This is a genomic window from Caldisericia bacterium, from assembly GCA_026414995.1.
Classification (GTDB): Bacteria; Caldisericota; Caldisericia; order B22-G15; family B22-G15; genus JAAYUH01.
In genome coordinates, this window is the sequence record JAOAHY010000002.1 from 1 (window position 1) to 22,591 (window position 22,591).

The following is a 22,591-nucleotide window of genomic DNA, read 5'->3' on the forward strand; positions in this document are numbered from 1 at the left end:
GTGGAGATACTTGCCGCGTGCGCAGCTGGCCGTGAGGGTCGTTGACAATTATGGCGGTAATGCTATCTTTATGGCCGGCTTGCTCCTCAATCAGCGACAAGCGTGTCAGCTTTGGGAAAACGGTTCCGCGATAGCTCAACGGTAGAGCGGGTGGCTGTTAACCACTAGGTTGCAGGTTCGAATCCTGCCCGAGGAGCCAGTTTTTATTTATACAAATATTATATTTGTATATAATTTGTTAATAATTTATTTATCTCCAGTAGCAATGAATATACTAATTTCTACATCTTGATTATTTTGTTCTGATTTTGTACAACAATTTTCACCTAAACAATCAATATAAAAATTCAAATTGATGTTCATCTAAATCAGTAATTAATATTTTTCCTCCTCTCTTTAAAACTCTTGTTATTTCTTTAATCTTATTGAAATTGATTCTACATGAAGTAAATACATGTTAGCAAAAATAAAATCTAAAGTTTCATCTTTTATTTGTAATATTTCGGATGTTGCAATAAGATAATCAATTGAATTAAAATTTTTAAACTTCTTTTTCATTTCATTTATCATTGCTTCAGATTGATCAAAAGCAAGAACTCTCTTAACCTCTTTGGAAAAAATTTATGTTATAAACCTGTCCCTGATCCAATATCTGCTGCTAATATCCCATGTTCAATATTGGCAACTGCAGTTGCTTTTTCTCTAACTGTTTAAGAAAAAAACCTTTTCGCAATATATCCCAATATTTGTCTATTTTATCAAAATACTCTTTACTTTCCTTAACTAAACTTATTTTTCTTAATAATTTATATCATATTTATCATATTAATCTTGATTCCAAAATTCTTTATAAAATATTTTTTGCCCCTTTTAATTATTTCATGTCCTTCTTGTTTCAGAAGTTCAATTTGTTTATCAATGCCAATTAAAAATTTTTCATTTAAACTTCCATCATTTTTTATAGTTCTCCAAAAGGGTAAATAATCTTGAGTTTCAATTGACGCATTTGCTGATACAACAACAAATATACCAGTTGTTAATGTACAACAATATTTTGTATTATATTTATTAGCAAGAATCTCACATATTCTATTCAAAGTAATTAATTTTCCTTCAGGAACCTTTTTCATTATTTCATATACATCAATTGCTGGCGCTAGAACAACAGAATCTCCTTGTTTAGCACCTAATTTTTTAAGTGCTTTGCTACATGGAAATCTCTCTTCAAAATAAATTATCTTTGGAAATTTTTTATTTTCATGTAATTTTTCATTCCATGATTTTCTTTTATATGTCATATTTACCTCCAAAAAATTATAATTAAATAATATAATTTTTTTATGGATTTTAGTAGTATTAAAATAATTAAAAGCAAAAGAAAGAGCTTTTGTATAGAAATTCTTGATACAAAAGAAATTGTTTTAAGAGTTCCATTAAAAACAAAAGGTGAGGAGATAATAAATTTTCTTTTTAAACATAAAAATTGGATTGAAAGGAAATTAAAAATAATTAAAGAAAGAGAAGATAATTATAAAGAGAAAAAATTTATAGATAAAGAAAAATTTCTTTTTTTAGGAAATTTTTATGAATTAAAACTTGTTGAAAAACAAAGAAGTTCACTTTTATTTGATAATGGATTTTATCTAAAAATATCAAAAAAGTTGAAGGCAAAAGAGCTTTTTATGAAATTTTATAAACAAAGGGCAAAAGAGATAATTTATGAAAGAGTAAAATTTTATGCAGATAAATATGGATTTAAATATAATAAAATAAAAATTACAAGTGCAAATAAAAGATGGGGTTCCTGTGGTGCAAAAGGAAATCTAAATTTCTCTTATAGAATTATTATGGCTCCATTAGAAATAGTTGATTATATTGTTGTTCATGAATTGGTACATACAAAATATAGAAACCATAAAAAAATTTTTTATGAAGAAGTTTCAAAAATCTTACCAGATTATAAAAACATGGAAAATTGGCTAAAAGAAAATGGTTATAGGTTAAAAATATAGACATTTGAAACTTTTTATCAAATTTAAAGTTTAGTTAAATAGAGGAGGTAAGGTATGAGTAAGAAGCTTTTAATTATAACATTAATTTTAACAATATTAGTTATAGGTTCAATAACATTATATTTTAAAATTAGGAATGCTGAACAGGGAGATTTTGAAAATGGAGAAATTATAATGAAAGGTACTATAAAATATATTGACCTTGAGGGTGGTTTTTATGGAATAGTTGGAGATAATGGTAAAAATTATTTACCTATTAACCTTTCACAAGAATTTAAAATAAATGGACTAAGAGTTAAATTTGAGGGGAAAATAAGGAATGATGTAATGACAATTTATATGTGGGGTACACCAATCGAAATAATAAAAATAGAAATAATTAAATAAATTTCAAGTTGACATAATATATTTCTTTTTATATATTTAATTTTATTATGATAAGGAAGATTCCGAGGTGCATGAGCACACAACATCCTGATAATGTTAATCCACCATTTTTTGCAGAAAATTCAGAAATGGGTGGAGAAGATGAGATAAAAGAGGCCTATTATGTTTTTTCACATCTTGGATGTGATGAACAAATGTGGGATTCAGAAGGAAAAGAAGTTGATAATTTTGTAGTTAAAAAACTTTTATCAAAATATGAAAACTATTTTAAAGAAAAGATTTTAGGAAAAGATGTTTTTATAACTTTAAGAGTTCCTAATCCAGAAATAGAAAAGGCTGAGTCAAAAATTTTGATAGAAACACTTGAAAGTATTCCAAGATCATTTGACGCAAATAAATTATTTTACAATTCTGAAGAACCTCCTATTTTTGAAGTTATTCTTCCTATGACTTCTAATTCAGAGAGTTTAAATAGAATTTATTATTATTATAAAAATTTTGTTGTTGGTAAGGAAAAATATTGTCTTTATGATGGTGATATAAAAGTTTGTGAATGGATAGGAGAAATAAATCCTAAGGAAATTAATGTAATTCCTCTATTTGAAGACATTGAACAAATGTTAAATTCTCATTTAATTCTTAAAGAATATTTAAAAGATAAAAAAATAAATTATCAAAGAGTATTTCTTGCAAGGTCTGATCCAGCTTTAAATTATGGATTAATTAGCGCTGTATTAATTAATAAAATAGCTTTAAAAAAGTTATTTGAATTATCTAAAGAACTTGATATAAAGATTTATCCAATTTTAGGAACAGGACCTTCTCCATTCAGAGGAAACTTAAATCCTGATAGAGTAAAAGAGGTTTTAAATGAATACAAAGGAGTTTATACATTTACAATACAATCTTCTTTTAAATACGACCATCCACCAGAAAAAGTAAGAGATGCAATAAATGAGATTAAAACAAGTATTTGTTCTGAACCAGAAAATATAGATGAAGAGAAGATTTTTGAAGTTGTAAAAAATTATTCAAATGAATATCAAAAACAATTAATAGAGTTAGCACCAGTTATAAATTTAATATCTAAATATGTTCCAAAAAGAAGAAAAAGAAAACTACATATTGGACTGTTTGGATACTCAAGAGAAAAATTTGGTGTTAAACTTCCAAGGGCTATACCATTTGTTTGTTCTATGTATTCTATAGGCTTTCCTCCAGAAATATTGGGAATTAACTCATTAACTAAAGACGATATTAAATTTATAAGAAATTTTTATAAAAACTTTAATTTAGATTTAAAAGATTCATTAAAATTTATTAATTTTGATTCAAAATATATACCTAATAAAATATTAAGAAAGTTAGATGAACTAGAAATTGATTTTGAATTTGATAAAGAACACAAAGAAATAACTGATTTTATAATTGATGCAATTCAAAAAAATAAATATGAAGTAATTTCAGATTTAATTTTAAAATCAGCATTAATTAGAAAGTTTTTAGGTTAAAGTCTTTTATTATTTTTCATTTGATACATTAATTCTTCTGCTAAAGTTATTATTTCATTTAAATTTAATTCTTTAAAATTTTTTATATTAACAATTCCGTATGAAATATAAATATTATTTTTATTAAGTATATCTTCAATTCTCTTTATAATATTTTCTCCTTGTTCTTTATTTGTATTTATTAAAAATAACAAAAACTCATCTCCACCATATCTTATTAACTTATCTATATCATTTCTTATTAAATTTTTTACAATTTTTACAAAATTTTTTAGAACTTCATCTCCAAAATTGTGTCCATACTTATCATTTATATGTTTAAAATTATCTATATCAATAAAAACAACACTTAAATCCTCATCATATCTTACTGCTCTTTTGTAATCTGATATTCCAAACTCATCTAGGTACTTTCTATTATATGCATTTGTTAAATGGTCGTGATATGATAAAAATTCTAATTCTTTTGTCTTTTTTAATAACTCTCTATTTAATCTTGCTATCTCATTTGATAATTCTGCACTCTCTTTCAATAATCTCTCTTGCTCAAATTTTAGATTTGCAATGACCTTTGAATAATCTCTAATTATATCTGTTTGATCTCCAAGAAAATAATTATATGAATTGAAGAATTCATTGATTTTATTCTCTATAATAAAAATAATTATTTTATCGTATATCTTAACTCCTGATATAGTGGCTAAAAACTCAATTTGGTCTATTTTTATAAATACTTCTGTAGGAGATAAAAATTTATCTTTATTAAAATTTTCTAAAATATTATTATAATCTTTTCCATGAAAGTTAAGTATATTAAAAACATTTTCAGATTCTAAATTAAAATTTAAATTACTAAAAGATTTTAATATTTTACCATTTTCATCTAAACAACATATAATCCAATTCATTTTAATTTAAAAAACTTTTAATCACATCAACTGCTTGTGAAGCATCTGAACCAAAACCATCAGCACCAATCCCTTTAGCAATTGAATAATTTAAAACACCTCTTCCGCCAACAATAATTTTTGAATCTTCTTTTATATTTTTTATTAATTCAATTAGTTTTTGTAAATTAGGTAAATTCAACATTAAAGTAGCCGATAGTGCAAAATATTTAAAATCTTTATTTTTAATTAACTCTATTATTGCATCTATAGGTGTATTTGAACCTATAAAAATCGTATCCATTCCTTCAAATTCTAAAAAATCAGCAACCATTCTTGCTCCAAGTTCGTGAAGTTCATTTTGACTACATATAACAACAATTTTAGGAGCATAGGGATCAAAGGTTAAAAATTCTCTGTAAATTCTTGATATTATCCATTGAATTAGATTTGTTACATAATGTTCATGAGCAACTGTTATTTTATTTTTTTGCCATAGTTCGCCTATTTTATAGAGGGTTTTTTGAAATATCTCTAAATATATATCTTTAATATTTATTCCTTTTTTTAATAAACTGTTAATTAATTCAAACGCTTTATCTTTTTCCATATTTAATGAATAATTTAGAAAATCGGTAAAATAATCTTCAAGTTTTGTTTTTACTTCCTCCTCTTTTATTTGATTATATTCTTTTAAAGAAGTATTATAAATTTCTTCTGTTTTTAATGCTAAATCTCTTTCAAAATATTTTTTAATATAATCTAACAAAATTTCATAACTAGTTAAAACGCCTTTAAAATTAAGATTGTAATTATCAAATAAAATTTTCAACCAATTTAAATATCTTACAAAAATGGTTCTGTCATTATAAGAGACTGACACAGCAAGATGATCATAATTGTAATTTAAATCTCTTTTTGTTACATTTTCTAAATATTGGGTTTTGAAATTTTCTGGTAATAGAGTTTTAAGTTTCTCATTAGTTTCTGATAATACTAAATCTTTCAATTTTTGAAACTCTTCATAAATTCTTAAACTAAATAACATTTCACCCTCCAATTTAATAAATTTAAATTAAATCACTTTAATTATATACCCTTTATTAGATTTTTTATTTTATTTATTAATTCATCCTTTATTTCATCATCCATCAAAGAGAAGTAAATATTTGAAACTAAATAGTCAACTTTATTTCCAATATCAAAATGTATATCATCTATTTCATAACCATATATATCTAAATTTCCCAATAAATTTTTGATTGCATCTGTTAATTGTAATTCATTATTTTTGCCAGGTTTTAAACTTGGTATAACCTCAAAAATCTCTGGTAAAAGAATATATCTTCCTATTATAGCTAAATTTGAAGATGTTTCTTTTTTATTCGGTTTTTCAATTAGATTTTTTGCTTTAAATAAACCTTTTTCTATTTCATCGCCTTCAATTATTCCATAATTTTGAACTTTATTATAATCTACTCTTTTAACTCCAATAATTATTCCTTTAAATTTTTCAAACACTTTTATTAATTTTAAAAGAGGTGGTTCTTTATAGAAAAAAATATCATCTGCAAGAAGTAGGGCAAATGGTTCATTGTTGACAAAATCTTTAGCTAAATAAACTGCATCAGCAAGGCCTTTTGGTTCTTTTTGTCTTATATAGTAAATTTTACCTATTTCGTATATTTCCTTAAGTTTTTTTATTAAATCTATCTTGTTTTCATTTTCGAGTTTCTTCTCAAGTTCATATGAATAATCAAAATATGCTTCAATTGATTCTTTCCCTTTTCCAATAATAAATAAAAAATTATCTATTCCACTCTCTTTTGCTTCAATCAAAACATGATGTAGGGAGGGTTTATCATAAATTGGTAACATTTCTTTTGGTTGTGATTTTGTTATAGGAAGTAGTCTTGTTCCTAAACCAGCCAAAGGTAAAACGCCTTTTTTTATTTTCATAATTTTATTTTAATATATTTTATAAAATTTATTTGAAAATAATTTTCAATTTGGTATAATTTCAAATTAGGAGGTGAAATATGAGTTGTTGTGAAGAAAAAAATGGAATGCCTTTACTAGGTGATAAGTTCCCTGAAATGAAAGTTTTAACAACACATGGAGAGATTGTTTTGCCAGAATATTTTAAGGGTAAATGGTTTGTTCTATTTTCACATCCAGCTGATTTTACACCAGTTTGTACAACAGAATTTGTTGCGTTCCAAAAAAGATATGAAAAGTTTAAAAAATTAAATTGTGAATTAATTGGTTTATCTATTGATCAAGTATTTTCTCATATTAAATGGGAAGAATGGATAAAAGAGAAATTGGGGATTCAAATTGAATTTCCGATTATTGCAGATACAGGGAGTGTTGCAAATAAACTTGGTTTAATACATCCTGGAAAAGGAACAAATACTGTAAGAGCTGTTTTTGTTGTCGATGATAAAGGAATAATAAGAATAATATTCTATTATCCTCAAGAACTTGGAAGAAACATTGATGAAATTCTAAGAGCAGTTGAGGGAATGCAAGTTTCTGATAAATATGGAGTTGCAATGCCAGCTATGTGGCCAGATAGTGAAGTTGTTGGAAAAGATCATGTAATAGTTCCACCAGCAAAGGATGTAAAAACAGCAATGGAAAGGTTTGAGAGAGCAAAAAAGGGTGAATTTGAATGTATTGATTGGTGGCTATGTCATAAAAAACTTGAAAAGTAAAATTAATCAAATTGGTTTAAAACTTTTATTGATTAACAAAATTTATTGCCCTGGTTAACCAGGGCAATTTTTTAATATAATTTATTATAATTAAAATCTATTTTTGAATAGTTTGGAGGGTTTTAAAAATGAGTTATAAAAAAATTCTTTTGCTTTTAATAATAAACTTAATTTTGTTTAACTTTAATTTAATAATTAAATATAAAAATTTAAATGCACAAGAGGGTTATTGGGTAAAAATAACTGATGAAACATATGGTGGTTATATAAATTATTTTGAAATAGATCCTATAAATCCAACATAATTTATTATCTAACAAATTATGGACTTTTTAAATCAATAGACGCTGGTAAAACATGGGAAAATAAAGGATTAATTGATTATAACCTAAATTCAATAGAAATAGATAGAATTAAACCAAAAATTTTATATATATAAACAGAAAATGGTGGTATTTTAAAAAGCACAAATGGTGGCGAAAATTTCTTTGAAATAAATAAGGGAATTGAAACTCAAGATATAAAGTTTGTGAAAATTGATAAAAACAAATGAAGGTGGGAAAATTACTCCTTCTGGAGAGATTAATGTTGAATTTGGTTCTTCTATTGAATTTATAATTATTCCTGATAGTGGTTTCTTAATTAAAGATGTTTATGTTAATGGAGAATCTTTTGGCCCTGTTAAAAGTTTAAAGTTTCTTTAAAATTAACCACAATTGAACTATGGATTGGAGAAAAAATAGCAAGAGTAAATGGAATAAATACTCCAATTGATCCAAACAATCCAAAGGTTGTTCCAATGATTATTCAAGGAAGAACAATGCTTCCAGTAAGATTTGTTGCTGAAAATCTTGGATGTAAAGTTGAGTGGGAGTCAACAACAAAAACAGTAACTATTATTTATGAATTTTTCTAATGCTCAATTATTCCATAACCACCAGTTACTGGATCTTTAAATAGAAAATTTTTAAGTGGGAAATAGGTAAAAATTGAAAATAGAGAAAAGATAATTATAAATAGAATAATTGAAATTATTATATAATTTTTTCCTAAATTTTCTTTTTTAATTAAAAATTTGTATGCAACATATTCACCAAGAAAAACAGAAAGCACAAATATAAAAATGTCCCAAATTAATGAATTGCTTTTAAATAAAATTTTATAACCATAAAAAAGAACTATAATAGTTATTGGCATTATATAAAAACCTATTACTTTTCCAAAAAAATAATTTTTTACATGTTTTTTAACAAAAGGATATTCAATAATTGAAAAGATTAGAGCAGGGAAAAATGCAAGTTTTAAATGTTCCCAAGTACTCTCATTAACTGCTGCAAAATATGCAACAATTATTGAGTTTCCAGATAATTCAAACAAGAAATGCAAAAAGGACCCTAAAAATACTGTAAACAAAAAGGCAAATAATTGCCATTTAAATATAAACTTTTTATCACTCATAAAATCTCCTTTAATTAAATTTTATCATTAATATGCTAATATAATGATTAGGTGATAAAATGAAAAATTTAGGAATTTATGTTTTTATTGTTGGTTTAGCACTTTTTGTGGGTTATATAGTTTATTCAATAATAACATTTTTATTTAAATTTACTCTCCCTATTGTTTTAGAAATAGCAATAATTTTAATTTTTACAGGATTTGTAATAATTCTTATTTCATTAATAATAGAAAGATTAAAGAAGGGTAAAGAAGAGGGAATAGATAAATATTAAGGAGGTTATTATGATTTTAACTACATGTGATTATGTACCAAATAAAAAAGTAAAAGAAGTTTTAGGAATTGTTCTTGGAAATACTGTTAGGGCAAAAAGTTTTGCAAAAGATTTTACTGCTGCACTTAAAAATTTAGTTGGAGGAGAAATATCTGAATATACAGATCTTTTAAGAGAAGCAAGAAGTCAAGCACTTTATCGAATGGAAGAAGAAGCAAGAAAGATTGGGGCAGATGCAGTAATTAATGTAAGATTTGTAACTGCAAGTGTTATGCAAGGCGCAGCAGAACTTCTTGCATATGGAACTGCGGTAAAGCTTGAAGATATTTAAAATTTAAATTAATCCATTTTCCTCTAAAAAATTTTTATCATTTAGTACTTTATCTGTTTCTCCTATTTTTAATATCTTTCCATTATTTAATAGAATAATTTTATTACATAATTCTTTTACCATATCAAAGTCATGAGATACAATAATTTTTGTTCCATCAATTTTTTTAATTATCTCAATAATTCCTCTTCTTGATTTAGGATCAAGTCCTTGAGTAGGTTCATCAAATATAACAATTTCTGGTTTCATTGAAATAACTGTTGCTATAGAAATTTTCTTTTTTTCACCAAAACTTAAATGATGAGGGAAGTAATTTTTATATTGAATCATATCTATTTGTTTTAGTGCCTCATCAACTCTTTTTATTACTTCATCTTCTTTTAAACCAAGATTCAAAGGACCAAAAGATACATCATCAAAAACAGTTGGAGAAAAAAGTTGATCATCAGGATTTTGAAAAACAACTTGCATTCTTTTTCTAATTTCTTTTAAATTACCTTTTTTTAATGGTATATCAAAAATTTTAATAACTCCTTCACCTTTTAATATTCCAACAAGATTTAATATAAGAGTTGTCTTTCCAGAACCATTAGGTCCAATAATTCCAACAATTTCCTTTTCATAAATTTCAAAACTTATATCTTCTAATTTAAAATTAGTTTCTTCATAAGAAAAATTCAAATCTTTAACTTCAATTACTTTTTTCATATAACTTTAAATGTTAAAAATATAATTATGAATATAATAAAAATAATTATCTCTTTTTTTTCGTATTTTAAATCAATAATATAACTTATATCTCCGTTATATCCTCTTAATTTCATTGCATTATAAACTTTCTCACTTTTTTCAATTGACCTTAATAATAAAACTCCTATAATATTTGAATAAACTTTTATTTGTCTCTTAAAATATCCTCCAAAATATCTTATATCTCTTGCTATTTCCATTCTTTTTATCTCATCTAATAAAACATAAAAATATCTATATATAAGAAGTATAGTATTTAGTAATTCTTTTGGTAATTTTAAAAACTTTAAACTACATATTAATTGAGTAAAATTTGTTGTTTCAATAAAAGTAATTGCTAAAGCGATAGATAAAATTGATTTAGAAAATATTGAAATAAAATTTAAAATATTTAAAGGAAGATAAAAATAAACAAAATTAAAAAAATTAATTTCTAAAATTGTTTCTTTTTTAATAAATATTAACATTATAGAAAAAGATAGAATAAATGGTGTTAAAGTTAATAATTTTTTTAGATAATTTTTAAAACCTATTTTATAAGTAAAAATAAAAATAGATAACAAGAAAGAAAGTATTAAAAGTTTATCAAGATCGAAAATTTTTGTTGTTATAATTGAAAATATAAAAGAAATTATAAATAAAAATTTTAATAATGGATTTTTAATCAACTTCTTTTCTTAATAAGATTTCCTGCAAAATAAAGGAGAACAAAAGTTGTTAAAGCACCAATTATACCAGCAAGAATAGTAGAAAATATTTCATTCTTTGTTAATGGAAATGTATAATCTGGCATTGGAGATTTAATTATAGAAGTTTCTTTATGTGAAAAATTAAAAATTTCACTAACTTTTTCAAGTCCATCAGGAAATGAAGATGCAAAAGGCGAAATCAAAACAATAAGCATTGAAATTAATAAACCAAAAATTATGTACTTTTTCATTTTTAAACTCCATGATTATAAAGATTTATTAAATCTTTTTTAGTTTTATAAAGAAAATTTAAAATAAGAGAAGTAATAACACCTTCTGGAATTCCAATTAAAGTATGTATTCCAGTCATAGCAGGTAAGCCAAGATTTATTGGGACTGTATTAGAAATTGCAAGTTGAAATGAGCATGTTATTGCACCAAATATAACTACTAAAAACCCTGTTAAAAATGATGAGATTATAAAATTATTTCTTAAAATCTTTAATAAGAACCTATATAAATAATATCCAAGAAAAGTTCCCATTATCCCCATATTAAATATATTTGCACCAAGAGCAAGTATTCCACCATCTGCGAAAAGAATTGATTGAATTATGAGAATTGAACTCATTGTTATTAAACCAGCAAACGGACCTAATACAATACCTAGCAATGCTCCTCCTACAAAATGGCCCGAAGTTCCATTTAAAATTGGGAAATTTAACATTTGTGCAGCAAAAACAAAAGCACCTAGAACTCCCATTAAAGGAACTGTCTTATCATTTAATTCTTTTCTTATTTTTTTAATTGAGTAAGATAGAAAAATTACAGAGAGTCCAGAAAATGCACCAACAGTTTTTCCATCTAAAAAACCATCTGGCATATGCATATTTATACCTCCTCAATTCTCACAATTGAAATATTGAAGTTTAAACCTTTTATATTTTTTAGAAATTTTCTTAATTCATCAACTCTTTTTGAATCTCCTCTAAAAGCAATAACTTCAAGACAATTGTCTTTATCAATATGGACATGTAAGTTAGATATAATCAAATCATTATATTCATGTTGAATGTCAGTTAATTTGTTTGTTAAATCTCTTTTATGGTGATTGTAAAAAAGAGTAATTGAACCAAATACACTCTTACTATTAATCCATTCTCTTTTAGTTAAACTTTCTAAAATAATATCATTTATTGCTTTTGAGCGATTAGGATAATTTTCTAATTTTATAAATTCATCAAATTTTTTTAATAAATTCTTATCTAAAGATACACCAAAACGAGCAAGTTCTCCCATAAATTACTCCTTGTAACACATTTTTTAAAATTCATAACACAATATTAAATGAATAGAAATATTTTGTCAAGTTAAAGTTTAAAATTTAATTATTGAAATTTATAAAAATATGAAAGGTCTTTCTCTATTTTTCTTTTAGTCTCTTTTAAACTTTTTATTATCTCTTTTATATAAAATTCTGAGAGTTTTGTTTTAGAAATAATTGTTCCAAGAGAATAAATCGAATTCTTATTTATATCGAAAATAGGAACAGATATATCAAAAAACCCATAAGCAAATTCTTCAATTGAAATTGAGAAGCCTTCTTTTTTTATTTTCTTAAATTCTTCAAAAAGATCTTTAAGGTTAATTTTTGTAAAATTTGTAAATGTTTCTAAATTTAAATTTTCAAGTAATTTAATTGCTTCTTCTTTATTTAGAAAAGAGACTATAACTTTTCCAAAAGAAGTTGAATGTATTGGAAAAAATTGATAATTGCTCTTTTTTGAATTAGAATAAACTAATTTTAAATCCCCATTTTCAAGTTTGAAAAGAAATACATCTTCTTTTAATTTTTCTCCTAATTCTGAAACCATTTTTTCTCCAAGAAAATAAATTAATTCTTTGAAAAGTATCTTTTTAGAAAGTTCAAAAATTTTATTATTTAAATAAAATTTAGAATCTCCTTTTTTATGATCCAAAAAACCTTTTTTTAAAAGAACACTTAAAATTCTATAACTTCCAGATTTGCTTAGTTTAAAAAGATTTGATATCTCATTTATATCTACAAAAATTTCATCTTTTAAAAAAATATATTCTAAAATATCAATTAATTTACCTTGTGAGCCAAGGAAATCTTTATCTTTTATTTTTATTTCCTCCAATGAATCTTATTGAATCTGGCCAACCATGTAAAATATTGGAAGATATAAAGAAATTACTATGAATCCTATAATTCCTCCAACAAAAATTATTAAAAGTGGCTCAATCATTGATGTTAGTTGTCCAACTGCTCTATCAACTTCTTCTTCATAAAATTCGGAAACTTTTTTAAGCATTCCCTCCAATTCTCCTGTTTCTTCACCAACAGCTGTCATTTGAACAACCATTGGAGTAAAAAGACCTGAGTCTTCCATTGGTTTTGATAAAGTCTCACCCCTTCTTACTCTATCCTCAATTTTTGTAATCTCTCTTTCAATAATTACATTATCAACAGTTGAAGCAACAGTATCTAATGCTTGAAGAAGAGGAACTCCTGCTGAAAGAAGTGAAGATAGAGTACCTGCAAATCTAGCCATAATTGTTAAATGATTCACCTTACCAAGAACTGGCATTCTAAGTTTTCCTCTATCAACTCTTTCTCTTCCGAAAGGTGTTGATTTATAAACATTATATAAAGAATATCCAACTACAAAAACTATTAATAAAACCCACCAATATCTTGTTAATGCTCTTGAAAGATTTAATGTAAAAGCTGTCATTGCAGGCAATGGGACATTTAAATCTGCAAAAAAACCAGCAAATCTTGGAACAAAAATTGTCAACATAAAAAATCCAAGAGTAAATGCAAATAAAAGCACAAATAAAGGATAACTCATTGCACTTTTAATTTTTTGTCTTAATCTATAATCATTTTCAAGAAATTCTGTAATCCTCTCTAAAGATCTATCAAGAGTTCCACCGACTTCTCCTGCTCTTACCATACTTACATAAAGATTTGAAAAAATAGTTGGATAATTCATTAAACTTGTAGAAAGAGGAATTCCTGACTCAACATTTCTCTTTAATTCTTTTGCAACCTCTCTTAATTTTTTTGTTGGCGATTGATATGAAAGAATATCAAGAATTCTTGTCAAGGGAAGACCTGCTTTAAGCATTGTTGTGAATTGTCTAGTGAAAAAGAGGAGGTCTTTAATACTAACTCCCCTTTTGCCAAAAAACTTAAATAGTATTCCAGCAATTCCACTCTCTTCACTTTTTTCAATTTTAATTGGAATTAAACCTCTTTTTTTAAGAGATGCTTCAAGGTCTTCTGCATTAGGTGCTTCTAAAACCCCCTCAACTACTTTTCCATAACTATCTCTTCCTTTATATTTGAACTTTGCCATAACTCTCTCTTCCTATAATTTTAATTAATTCATCCCTATCATAAGAATATTTTATTGCATCTTCATAAGTAATTAAACCTCTATCATATAAATCTTTTAATGATTGATTCATTGTTTGCATACCAAGATCTCTTGAAGTTTGAATAATAGTATTAATTTGATATGTTTTGTTTTCTCTAATAAGATTTCTAACAGCAGGTGTTACTATTAATACTTCAGTTGCAAGAACTAAGCCTCCACCATCTCTTCTTGGAAGTAGTTGTTGTGAAAAAATTGCTGATAAGTTATTTGAAAGTTGTATTCTTATTTGTTGTTGCTGGTGTGGTGGGAAGACATCTATTATTCTATCTATAGATTGTGCCGCAGTATTTGTGTGAAGAGTTGCAAAAACAAGATGACCTGTTTCTGCTGCGGTAATTGCAGCAGAAATTGTTTCGAGGTCTCTCATCTCACCAACAAGAATAACATCAGGATCTTCTCTTAAAACGCTCTTTAATGCATTAGGAAAAGATTTAGTGTCAGAGCCGAGTTCTCTTTGAACTACAATACTTTTTTTGTGTCTGAAAAGATATTCAATTGGGTCTTCTATTGTTATAATATGAACACTTTTAGTTGCATTTATTCTGTCTATCACTGAAGCAAGAGTTGTGGATTTTCCAGCACCAGTTGCTCCAGTTACTAAAACAAAACCTTTTTCTAATTCAACAATTTTATTCATAATAGGTGGAAGACCGAGTTCTTCAAAAGTTGGGATATCCCAAGGTATTACTCTAAATGCAGCTGCAACAGTTTGTCTTTGTCTAAAAACATTTACCCTAAATCTTCCAACATGAGCAACACCAAAAGAAAAGTCGATTTCCCAGTTTTCTTTAAATATTCTTTTTTGTTCATCATTCATTATTGGATAAATTAATTCTTCTATCTCTTCAGGTGTGAGTGGATCACCTTTTAACGGTAATAAATTTTTTTTAATTCTAAAAACAGGTGGTAAACCTGCTGTTAAATGCAAATCAGAAGCATTTTTTTCTTTACAAATCTTAAGCAAATCATCTAATTTATAAATCATCCTTCAAGCACCTCAACAGTTGAAATAACTCTAATAACTTCCTCAACTGTTGTTATACCTTTTTTTGCTTTATCTATTGCATCTTGAAGCAAAGATATAGTTCCATTTTTTATTGCATACTCTTTAATTTCAGTTGATGATCTTCTTTGAAGAACCATTTCTCTTATTGTATCATCTATCTTTAAAACTTCTTGAACTGCAATTCTTCCTTTATATCCACTATTCCCACAGGTAATACAACCTTTACCTTTATAAAACACTCCATCATAATCTTCTAATCCAATTTGTTTCAAAATAAATTTATTAGGTTTATACTCTTCTTTGCATTCATTGCATATCTTTCTAACCAATCTTTGTGCTGTAACTCCAATTAAAGATGATGCTATAAGATATGGTTCAATTCCCATATCAATTAATCTTGTTGGTGCAGAGAAAGAATCATTTGTATGAAGTGTTGAAAAAACTAGGTGACCAGTCAATGCTGCTTCCATTGCAATTTGTGCTGTTTCTCTATCTCTTATCTCACCAACAAGAATAATATCTGGGTCTTGTCTTAAAAAGGATCTTAAAGCATTTGCAAATGTCAAATTGATTTTCGGATTAACCTGTACTTGAGTTATACCATCAAGTTGGTATTCAACTGGATCTTCAACTGTCAATATATTTACCTCAGGTGTGTTTAATATTCTTAAAATTGCATATAGTGTTGTAGATTTACCAGAACCAGTTGGACCTGTTATTAATATCATTCCGTATGGTTGTTTTATTAGAGTTTTAAAAATTTCAAGACTTGTTTCTGAAAACCCAAGTTGTTCTAGTGGAATTAAAGACCTCTCTTTATCAAGTATTCTTAAAACAACTTTTTCTCCAAAAATTCCTGGAAGTACAGATACTCTTAAATCTACTTCTCTTCCTCTAAATTTTAAATTTATTCTTCCATCTTGAGGTCTTCTTCTCTCTGCTATATCTAGATTTGCCATAATTTTTGCTCTTGAAATTAAACCTGGTTGAATATTTTTTGGAAGATTCATTGCATCTCTTAAAACTCCGTCAATTCTATATCTTATTCTTAAAAACCTTTTTTGGGGTTCAATATGAATATCTGAAGCATTTGATGTAATTGCTTCTGTAATAATTTGGTTCATAAGTCTAATTATAGGTGCTGTTTCTGCTAAACTTTTTGCTTCATCTATAGATAATTCAACATCTTTTACTTCTTCTTTTTCTACTTCAATTGGAGTACTACCAGTCATTTCTTTAACAGCCTCTTTAACAGTTGTTTCCATAGCATAATATTTCTCTATATTTCTTAAAATTGATTCATAGGATGCAACAAAAATTTTAATATTTGGTATAAAATTTCTTAGATAATCTATTGCGACAATATCTGTTGGATCAGCAATTGCAACCATAATTTTATCATCTCTTGATTTTCCAAAAGGAATTGCTTTATATCTTCTTGCAACTTCTTCAGATATTATACGAACTATTTCTTTATCAATCTCAACTGTTGAAAGATCTATATATGGAAAACCCCACTGTCTCGCTAAAAGATTTGCATATGTTTCTTCATTTATATATTTTAATTTTTTTAATGTGTCAAGAAGAGGTTCACCACTCTTTTTACTTTCATCTAGAGCTACTTTAAGTTGTTCTTCAGTTACAATTCCGTCTGTTATTAAATTATTTCCAATTTGTGAATATTTATCCATAAACTAATTATAACATAACAAAATTTTTGATTTTTTTTAAAATAGGTTCTTCAAAAATTCTTTGAAATTTAGTTAAAATAAAATCTCTTTTTTTATCTTTTGGTTCAACAAGTATTGTATAAAAACCTAAAAAATTTCCACCTAAAATATCTGTAAAAATTTGATCTCCTATTAAAATAATATTATTTTTATTTAATTTTAATAATTTAAGAATTTTAAGAAATGAAAATGGAAGAGGTTTTAAACCATTAAAAATTATAGGAATATTTAGTTCTTTAATTTCTTTAATTTCTCTTTTCTTTCTATTATTTGAAATTATTCCTATTTTAAATTTTTCTTTTGCATATTTTAACCAATTAATAATTTCCTTCTCTAAAATATATTCACCTCTTTTCGTTAAAGTGTTATCAAGATCTAAAATTATTCCTTTAAAAGATGAATATTTATCTAAATTTATATCTTCTACTTTTTTATAAAATTCTTTTGGATATAAAATTTTAAGCATTACCGTAATTTAATGGTTCATATAGTAAAGGAACTATTTCAGAAACTTCTTTTAAAAAAGAGAGAACATCATTCATTAAAGATTTATCAAAAGAAATATCCATTATCCCTAAATTGTCATCAACATAGGTGTATAAAATCATTGCTTTACCTTCAAGTGATTCTATTAAGGTTTGAAGTATCATAATGTTTTCTTTTGGAAAAAATATTCTTAAAATAGACTCATTCATTAATATCACTCCCTGAAAAATTCCTTGATTCTACTAACAACAATATCAACTGCAACAACATTAAAACCACCTTCTGGAATAATTATATCAGCAAATCTTTTTGTTGGTTCAACAAATTGAATATGCATTGGTCTTACAACTTCAGTGTATTGTTTTATGACTGAATCAATTGTTCTCCCTCTCTCTTTTATATCTCTCAGAAGTCTTCTAATTAATCTTATATCAGCATCAGTATCAACATAAATTTTAATATCCATTACTCTTCTCAACTCTTCGAAAAATAGAGCAAAAATTCCTTCAAGAATTATAATTCTTTTTGGTTTAACCTCTTCATAATCTTTTAGACGAGTATATTCGACAAAAGAGTATATGGGTTTTTTAACAACTTCTCCTTTTAAAAGCATCTCTATGTGAGATTTAAGAAGAGGAATATCAAATGCATCTGGATGATCATAATTTATTTTTAGCCTCTCTTCAAATGGAATATTTGAATTGTCTTTATAATATGAATCCATGTCTAAAATTAAAATATCTTCACCTATTTTTTCTTTTATATTTTGAGCTACTGTTGTTTTGCCAGAACCAGTTCCACCAGCAATTCCAATTAACATTATTCTCATGGCATTACCTTGTGAATGTTTCTTAAATGTTCCTCAAAAGTTTTAGCAAAAATGTGTCTTCCCTTACCATCAGCAACAAAATAAAGATAATCTGTTTTTTTTGGATTTAAAACAGCTATAATTGATTTTATTGATGGATTACAAATTGGAGTAGGTGGAAGACCGTTATATTTATAAGAGTTATATGGAGAGTCAATCTCAAGTTCTTTTGATGAAAGTGTGTAAGATGGGTTATCAAGGATGTATTTTAGCGTTGGGTCTGCCTGAAGTGGCATACCAATTTCTAATCTGTTAATAAATACGCCAGCAATAATATCTCTTTCTTCATCAACCATTGCCTCTTTTTCAACAATTGATGCAAGTTTCAAAATATCATATTTGTTTAGTTTTCCATTATAATCTTTATAAACTTCAAAAAATTTCTTTTTGAAGTTTTCAAGCATCATTAAAATATTATTTTTTAAATTTTCTCTTTCAAAATAATATGTATCAGGATATAAAAAACCCTCAAGTGATTTAGCTTCTTCAAAAATATAACTTTTATATTCTTCGATTTTATTCACCTCTTCAAAAAATCTTTCTTTTGTGCATAAACCATTCTCTTCAAAAGATTTAGCAATATCTTTTAAAGTGAAACCCTCTTTTATTGTTACTTTAATAAATGGAGGAAGACCACCTTGAGTTAGTTTAAAAAGAACTTCTTTTAAATTCATCTTTTCATTAAATTCATAAATACCTGATTTTAATTTTTCATCAATTTCGTAATATTTTGCAAAAAGAACAAAAAGTTCAGCATTTTTAATTATATTTTCCTCTTTAAGTTTCTTTCCAATCTCTCTTGGCGTCATTCCATCTTTAATATAAACTTTTTTTGGTTCAAAATTCATTGGTGGTTTAAACTCTTCATAAGCATATAAACCCAATGAAAGGAAAATTAAAAGAAAAATTGAAAAAATTAATGTTATCATTTTAATAATTTTCATTTTAGCCTCTCAAGATAAGAATTTAAAATAATTATAGCACTTGAAAGATCATCTTGAGTTTTTTTCTCTTTTATTTTTTCTCCTTTCTTTTTTTCAAAAGAAAATCTTTGTTTTGATATTTTTGTTGTGAATCTCTCATCGATAAGTTCAACTTGAATCGAAAATCTTTTCTCAATTTCTTCTTTTACTTTTAAAATTTTTTCACCTTCTTTTTCAATATTTCCAGAAAGAGATATTGGAAGTCCGAGAATTATTTTCTCAATATTATATTTTTCTATTAAATCTTTTAAAACATTCATTTTTTCCTCAAAATCTCCATAAAAAATTCCAACACCATTTGCAGAAATTTTAAGTGGGTCTGATACACTAACCCCCATTTTTTTATCACCCCAATCAACTCCTAAAATTCTTTTCATCTATTCCTCAATTTAAATTTTTTCATTTATATAATCAGAAATTTCTTTCAAATCTAAATCTATTCTTTCAATTTTCCCTTGTGCTGTTTTTTCTTTTCCTCCTCCCTTTCCTCCATACTTTGAATTTATGAAATTAAGAATTTCTTTTGCATTAATTTTTTCACTTACTAAATCAGAAATGAAAATTGATATATTTTTCAAATCTTTACTTGAAATAAAAATAAATATAAAATTATTATCTTTTACTTTTATTTTATCGAATATATAAAATCCATCTTGGGGATTTAAAGTTTTATCTTCAATAAAAATTAATTTTGTATCTTTAATTTTTATTACATTCTTCATTGCATCTTCAAGAATTTTTTCAAAATATCTCTCTTTTAAAGTTTTTATTGTGTTTTCAAGTTCTTTAATATTCTCCTTTAATCTATCGACCTTTGCTAATACTTCATCTTCTTTTGCAGAAAGAGAAATAGATAGATTTTTAAAATCATTTGATAATTTACTTAAATAATCTAAAACCTTGAGACCAGTTATACCTTCAATTCTTCTTAAATTCGTTCCAATTCCTCTTTCTGAAATAATTTTAAACCCACCTATTTCTATAGAATTTGATACATGAGTTCCACCACAAAATTCCTTTGTAATTTCATCAACTGAAATAACTCGCACAATTTGACTATACTTTTCTCCAAAGAGGGCTATTGCACCTTCTTTTTTGGCTTCTTCAATATTTTTAATTTCTGCTAAAACTGGTAATTTTTCATAAATCCAATTGTTTACCTTATTCTCAATTTGAGTAATTTCCTTTTCAGTTAGTTCTGAAAAGTGTGAAAAATCAAATCTTAAATAATCTTCTGAGACTAATGAACCCTTTTGCGTAGCATGTTCTCCAAGTATCTCTCTAAGTGCTTTATGAAGAAGGTGCGTTGCAGTATGTGCTCTTTTTATTCCATCTCTTCTTTTTCTATCAACAAATGTATAAACTTTGTCTTTCTCTTTTACTTCACCTTTTATCACCTTTGCAACATGAACTATAAAATTTTCAACAGGTGATTTTGTATCTAATACAGAAATGATTAAATTTTCCCCTTTAATTTCTCCTGTATCCCCAACTTGTCCACCTTTCTCTCCATAAAAAGGTGTTTTATTTAAAATAATTAAACCTTCATCTCCTTCTTTAAGTTTTTCAACCCTTTCACCATTTTTCATTAAAACAAGTATTTCAGCTTCTCCCTCAATTCTTTCATATCCAATAAATTCTGTCTCACCAACATCTTCTTTAATTTTTATAAAATCTAAACTCTCCTCGTATAATTTTAAACCCTTTGCTAATTTTCTACTTTTTTCTCTTGATTCATTTAATGCAATTTCAAACTCCTCTTTATTGTAATTTAGTCCTCTTGAAGAGAGTATATCTTCAACTACTTCTGCTGGTAATCCAAAGGTATCATAAATATAGAATATATCTTTACCTGAAATTTCTCTTTTTTTCTCTTCTAATGCTTTTTTAATTAAATTTTCAATAATATCTATCCCTTTCTCAAGAGTCTCAATGAAATTTCTCTCTTCACTCAAAATTACTCTTTCAATTTTTCCATCAATTCTTAAAAAAGAATATGGTTCTTTAAACTTTTCAACAACTGATGGATAAATTTTATATAAAAATGGATCTCTTGCACCAAGAGCCCATCCAGATGAAAATGCTCTTCTTATTAATCTTCTCAAAACATATCCTCTTCCTTCATTTGAGGGAAAGAGATTTTCTGAAATTAAAAATGTTATTGCTCTTATATGATCTGCAATAACTCTTATATTTATTTTTGTTTTTTCATCATAATCACAAGATAATACTTTTGTTATATTTTCTATAATTCCTGAAAATAGGTCTGTTTCAAAATTACTTTTTTTATTTTGAAGTACCATTGTTATTCTTTCTAAGCCCATCCCAGTATCAATATTTTTTCTTGGTAGTGGAGTAAGAGTCCCATCTTTTTTTCTATCAAATTGTGTAAAAACGAGATTCCATACCTCTAAAAACCTATCTCCTTCTGATTTTGGACCGAGAGAAGGATCACTACAGTAAAACTCCTCCCCCAAATCATAGTAAATTTCTGAATCTGGTCCACATGGACCTTCTTCTCCCATCTGCCAAAAATTATCTGGAAGTCTTACAATTTTCTCTACAGGAATTCCAACTTTTTTCCAAATATCTAAAGCCTCATCATCATCAGGATAAATAGAAACCCATATTTTTTCTTTATCTAAACCCCAATTCTTTGTTAACAAAGTATATGCCCAAGAAATTGCTTCTTCTTTAAAATAATCACCAATCGAAAAATTACCTAACATTTCAAAAAAAGTATGATGTCTTATTGTTCTGCCTACTTGCTCAATATCATTAGTTCTAATACAAGCTTGACATGTTGCAATTCTTTTTTTTGGAGGCTCTTCTTCTCCAAGAAAGTAAGATTTAAGTGGAACCATACCTGCTGCTGTAAAAAGAAGTGTAGGATCTTTTGGAATTAAAGAAAATGATGGAAGAATAATATGGTCTCTTTCTTCAAAAAATTTTAAAAATTCACTCCTTATACTACTTGAAGTCAGACTCATATACCTCCTTAATGAAAATTCAAAAAACTTTTCTAATTATTATA

30 protein-coding genes and 1 tRNA gene are annotated in these 22,591 nt (G+C 26.0%); 10 read left to right on the forward strand and 21 right to left on the reverse strand.

From position 1 onward, the window contains the following. Window positions 1-124 precede the first annotated feature (124 nt). Window positions 125-199 (forward strand) — tRNA-Asn (locus tag N3D74_00885). Between the two features lie 209 nt (window positions 200-408). On the opposite strand, the gene N3D74_00890 is transcribed toward N3D74_00885, so the two are convergent. Next, complete coding sequence (locus N3D74_00890) at window positions 409-558, reverse strand: hypothetical protein (protein ID MCX8094735.1); 150 nt, start codon at window positions 556-558, stop codon at window positions 409-411. 248 nt (window positions 559-806) lie between these two features. Next, a complete protein-coding gene (locus tag N3D74_00895) occupies window positions 807-1,298 on the reverse strand; it encodes an MGMT family protein (protein MCX8094736.1) in 492 nt (163 codons plus the stop codon). Between the two features lie 42 nt (window positions 1,299-1,340). Here N3D74_00895 and N3D74_00900 point away from each other — a divergent pair, with 42 nt between their 5' ends. The 3 genes from N3D74_00900 (at window position 1,341) to ppcA (ending at window position 3,910) form a co-directional block, all read left to right on the forward strand. After that, window positions 1,341-2,012: a M48 family metallopeptidase gene (locus N3D74_00900; GenBank protein ID MCX8094737.1), complete on the forward strand. Its 672-nt coding sequence runs from the start codon at window positions 1,341-1,343 to the stop codon at window positions 2,010-2,012. Between the two features lie 54 nt (window positions 2,013-2,066). Next, entirely contained in the window at window positions 2,067-2,399 is a 333-nt protein-coding gene (locus N3D74_00905; GenBank protein MCX8094738.1) for a hypothetical protein, read from the forward strand. 71 nt (window positions 2,400-2,470) lie between these two features. Further along, a complete protein-coding gene (gene ppcA / locus N3D74_00910) occupies window positions 2,471-3,910 on the forward strand; it encodes a phosphoenolpyruvate carboxylase (GenBank protein ID MCX8094739.1) in 1,440 nt (479 codons plus the stop codon). Here the strand turns inward: ppcA and N3D74_00915 are convergent. From N3D74_00915 to N3D74_00925, 3 genes are read right to left on the reverse strand one after another with little or no spacing between them, the layout of a single operon-like run. Next, complete coding sequence (locus N3D74_00915; protein MCX8094740.1) at window positions 3,907-4,818, reverse strand: GGDEF domain-containing protein; 912 nt, start codon at window positions 4,816-4,818, stop codon at window positions 3,907-3,909. The two genes, ppcA and N3D74_00915, sit on opposite strands and share 4 nt — an antisense overlap. A gap of 1 nt (window position 4,819) precedes the next feature. Next, window positions 4,820-5,845 carry a cobalamin-dependent protein gene (locus N3D74_00920; GenBank protein ID MCX8094741.1) on the reverse strand — a complete coding sequence of 342 codons (1,026 nt, stop codon included), beginning with the start codon at window positions 5,843-5,845 and terminating at the stop codon, window positions 4,820-4,822. A gap of 41 nt (window positions 5,846-5,886) precedes the next feature. Next, the gene (locus tag N3D74_00925) at window positions 5,887-6,756 is read right to left on the reverse strand and encodes a UTP--glucose-1-phosphate uridylyltransferase (GenBank protein ID MCX8094742.1); all 870 of its coding nucleotides are present in this window, start codon (window positions 6,754-6,756) and stop codon (window positions 5,887-5,889) included. Between the two features lie 80 nt (window positions 6,757-6,836). Here N3D74_00925 and N3D74_00930 point away from each other — a divergent pair, with 80 nt between their 5' ends. From N3D74_00930 to N3D74_00945, 4 genes are all read left to right on the forward strand, one after another. Next, entirely contained in the window at window positions 6,837-7,514 is a 678-nt protein-coding gene (locus tag N3D74_00930) for a peroxiredoxin (protein MCX8094743.1), read from the forward strand. A gap of 128 nt (window positions 7,515-7,642) precedes the next feature. Beyond that, window positions 7,643-7,819, forward strand: coding sequence for a hypothetical protein (locus tag N3D74_00935; GenBank protein ID MCX8094744.1), 177 nt, complete (start codon window positions 7,643-7,645; stop codon window positions 7,817-7,819). 231 nt (window positions 7,820-8,050) lie between these two features. Continuing rightward, window positions 8,051-8,218 (forward strand): hypothetical protein, encoded by a 168-nt coding sequence (locus tag N3D74_00940; protein ID MCX8094745.1) that lies wholly within the window; start codon window positions 8,051-8,053, stop codon window positions 8,216-8,218. A gap of 11 nt (window positions 8,219-8,229) precedes the next feature. After that, window positions 8,230-8,430 carry a copper amine oxidase N-terminal domain-containing protein gene (locus N3D74_00945; protein ID MCX8094746.1) on the forward strand — a complete coding sequence of 67 codons (201 nt, stop codon included), beginning with the start codon at window positions 8,230-8,232 and terminating at the stop codon, window positions 8,428-8,430. On the opposite strand, the gene N3D74_00950 is transcribed toward N3D74_00945, so the two are convergent. Then, window positions 8,427-8,972 carry a DUF6512 family protein gene (locus N3D74_00950; GenBank protein MCX8094747.1) on the reverse strand — a complete coding sequence of 182 codons (546 nt, stop codon included), beginning with the start codon at window positions 8,970-8,972 and terminating at the stop codon, window positions 8,427-8,429. The two genes, N3D74_00945 and N3D74_00950, sit on opposite strands and share 4 nt — an antisense overlap. A gap of 59 nt (window positions 8,973-9,031) precedes the next feature. Between N3D74_00950 and N3D74_00955 the strand changes: the two genes are divergently transcribed. Next, the gene (locus N3D74_00955) at window positions 9,032-9,247 is read left to right on the forward strand and encodes a hypothetical protein (protein ID MCX8094748.1); all 216 of its coding nucleotides are present in this window, start codon (window positions 9,032-9,034) and stop codon (window positions 9,245-9,247) included. Window positions 9,248-9,257: 10 nt separating this feature from the next. Next, window positions 9,258-9,578: a YbjQ family protein gene (locus N3D74_00960; GenBank protein MCX8094749.1), complete on the forward strand. Its 321-nt coding sequence runs from the start codon at window positions 9,258-9,260 to the stop codon at window positions 9,576-9,578. A 3-nt stretch (window positions 9,579-9,581) separates the two neighbouring features. On the opposite strand, the gene N3D74_00965 is transcribed toward N3D74_00960, so the two are convergent. From N3D74_00965 to alaS, 15 genes are all read right to left on the reverse strand, one after another. Further along, the gene (locus tag N3D74_00965) at window positions 9,582-10,286 is read right to left on the reverse strand and encodes an energy-coupling factor ABC transporter ATP-binding protein (GenBank protein MCX8094750.1); all 705 of its coding nucleotides are present in this window, start codon (window positions 10,284-10,286) and stop codon (window positions 9,582-9,584) included. Then, on the reverse strand, window positions 10,283-10,996 hold the full coding sequence (locus tag N3D74_00970) for an energy-coupling factor transporter transmembrane protein EcfT (protein MCX8094751.1): 714 nt from the start codon (window positions 10,994-10,996) through the stop codon (window positions 10,283-10,285). The genes N3D74_00965 and N3D74_00970 overlap by 4 nt, the downstream gene beginning before the upstream one ends. Continuing rightward, window positions 10,993-11,268 carry a PDGLE domain-containing protein gene (locus N3D74_00975; GenBank protein ID MCX8094752.1) on the reverse strand — a complete coding sequence of 92 codons (276 nt, stop codon included), beginning with the start codon at window positions 11,266-11,268 and terminating at the stop codon, window positions 10,993-10,995. Before N3D74_00975 ends, N3D74_00970 begins: the two co-directional genes overlap by 4 nt. 2 nt (window positions 11,269-11,270) lie before the next feature. Further along, entirely contained in the window at window positions 11,271-11,900 is a 630-nt protein-coding gene (locus tag N3D74_00980; GenBank protein ID MCX8094753.1) for an energy-coupling factor ABC transporter permease, read from the reverse strand. Window positions 11,901-11,908: 8 nt separating this feature from the next. Beyond that, window positions 11,909-12,316: a nickel-responsive transcriptional regulator NikR gene (gene nikR, locus N3D74_00985; protein MCX8094754.1), complete on the reverse strand. Its 408-nt coding sequence runs from the start codon at window positions 12,314-12,316 to the stop codon at window positions 11,909-11,911. A gap of 89 nt (window positions 12,317-12,405) precedes the next feature. After that, complete coding sequence (locus tag N3D74_00990; GenBank protein MCX8094755.1) at window positions 12,406-13,179, reverse strand: hypothetical protein; 774 nt, start codon at window positions 13,177-13,179, stop codon at window positions 12,406-12,408. A 6-nt stretch (window positions 13,180-13,185) separates the two neighbouring features. Then, entirely contained in the window at window positions 13,186-14,403 is a 1,218-nt protein-coding gene (locus N3D74_00995) for a type II secretion system F family protein (protein ID MCX8094756.1), read from the reverse strand. Continuing rightward, the gene (locus tag N3D74_01000; GenBank protein ID MCX8094757.1) at window positions 14,384-15,469 is read right to left on the reverse strand and encodes a type IV pilus twitching motility protein PilT; all 1,086 of its coding nucleotides are present in this window, start codon (window positions 15,467-15,469) and stop codon (window positions 14,384-14,386) included. The genes N3D74_00995 and N3D74_01000 overlap by 20 nt, the downstream gene beginning before the upstream one ends. Further along, on the reverse strand, window positions 15,466-17,181 hold the full coding sequence (locus N3D74_01005; protein ID MCX8094758.1) for an ATPase, T2SS/T4P/T4SS family: 1,716 nt from the start codon (window positions 17,179-17,181) through the stop codon (window positions 15,466-15,468). Before N3D74_01005 ends, N3D74_01000 begins: the two co-directional genes overlap by 4 nt. Window positions 17,182-17,188: 7 nt before the next feature. Then, window positions 17,189-17,686, reverse strand: coding sequence for a YqeG family HAD IIIA-type phosphatase (locus tag N3D74_01010; protein MCX8094759.1), 498 nt, complete (start codon window positions 17,684-17,686; stop codon window positions 17,189-17,191). Then, window positions 17,679-17,915, reverse strand: coding sequence for a hypothetical protein (locus tag N3D74_01015; GenBank protein ID MCX8094760.1), 237 nt, complete (start codon window positions 17,913-17,915; stop codon window positions 17,679-17,681). Before N3D74_01015 ends, N3D74_01010 begins: the two co-directional genes overlap by 8 nt. Before the next feature lie 5 nt (window positions 17,916-17,920). Beyond that, window positions 17,921-18,535, reverse strand: a complete 615-nt coding sequence (udk, locus tag N3D74_01020; protein MCX8094761.1) for a uridine kinase — start codon at window positions 18,533-18,535, stop codon at window positions 17,921-17,923. Beyond that, entirely contained in the window at window positions 18,532-19,518 is a 987-nt protein-coding gene (gene mltG, locus N3D74_01025; protein ID MCX8094762.1) for an endolytic transglycosylase MltG, read from the reverse strand. Before mltG ends, udk begins: the two co-directional genes overlap by 4 nt. Continuing rightward, complete coding sequence (gene ruvX, locus N3D74_01030; GenBank protein ID MCX8094763.1) at window positions 19,515-19,934, reverse strand: Holliday junction resolvase RuvX; 420 nt, start codon at window positions 19,932-19,934, stop codon at window positions 19,515-19,517. The genes mltG and ruvX overlap by 4 nt, the downstream gene beginning before the upstream one ends. Window positions 19,935-19,946: 12 nt before the next feature. Beyond that, complete coding sequence (alaS, locus tag N3D74_01035; GenBank protein MCX8094764.1) at window positions 19,947-22,547, reverse strand: alanine--tRNA ligase; 2,601 nt, start codon at window positions 22,545-22,547, stop codon at window positions 19,947-19,949. Window positions 22,548-22,591 lie beyond the last annotated feature (44 nt).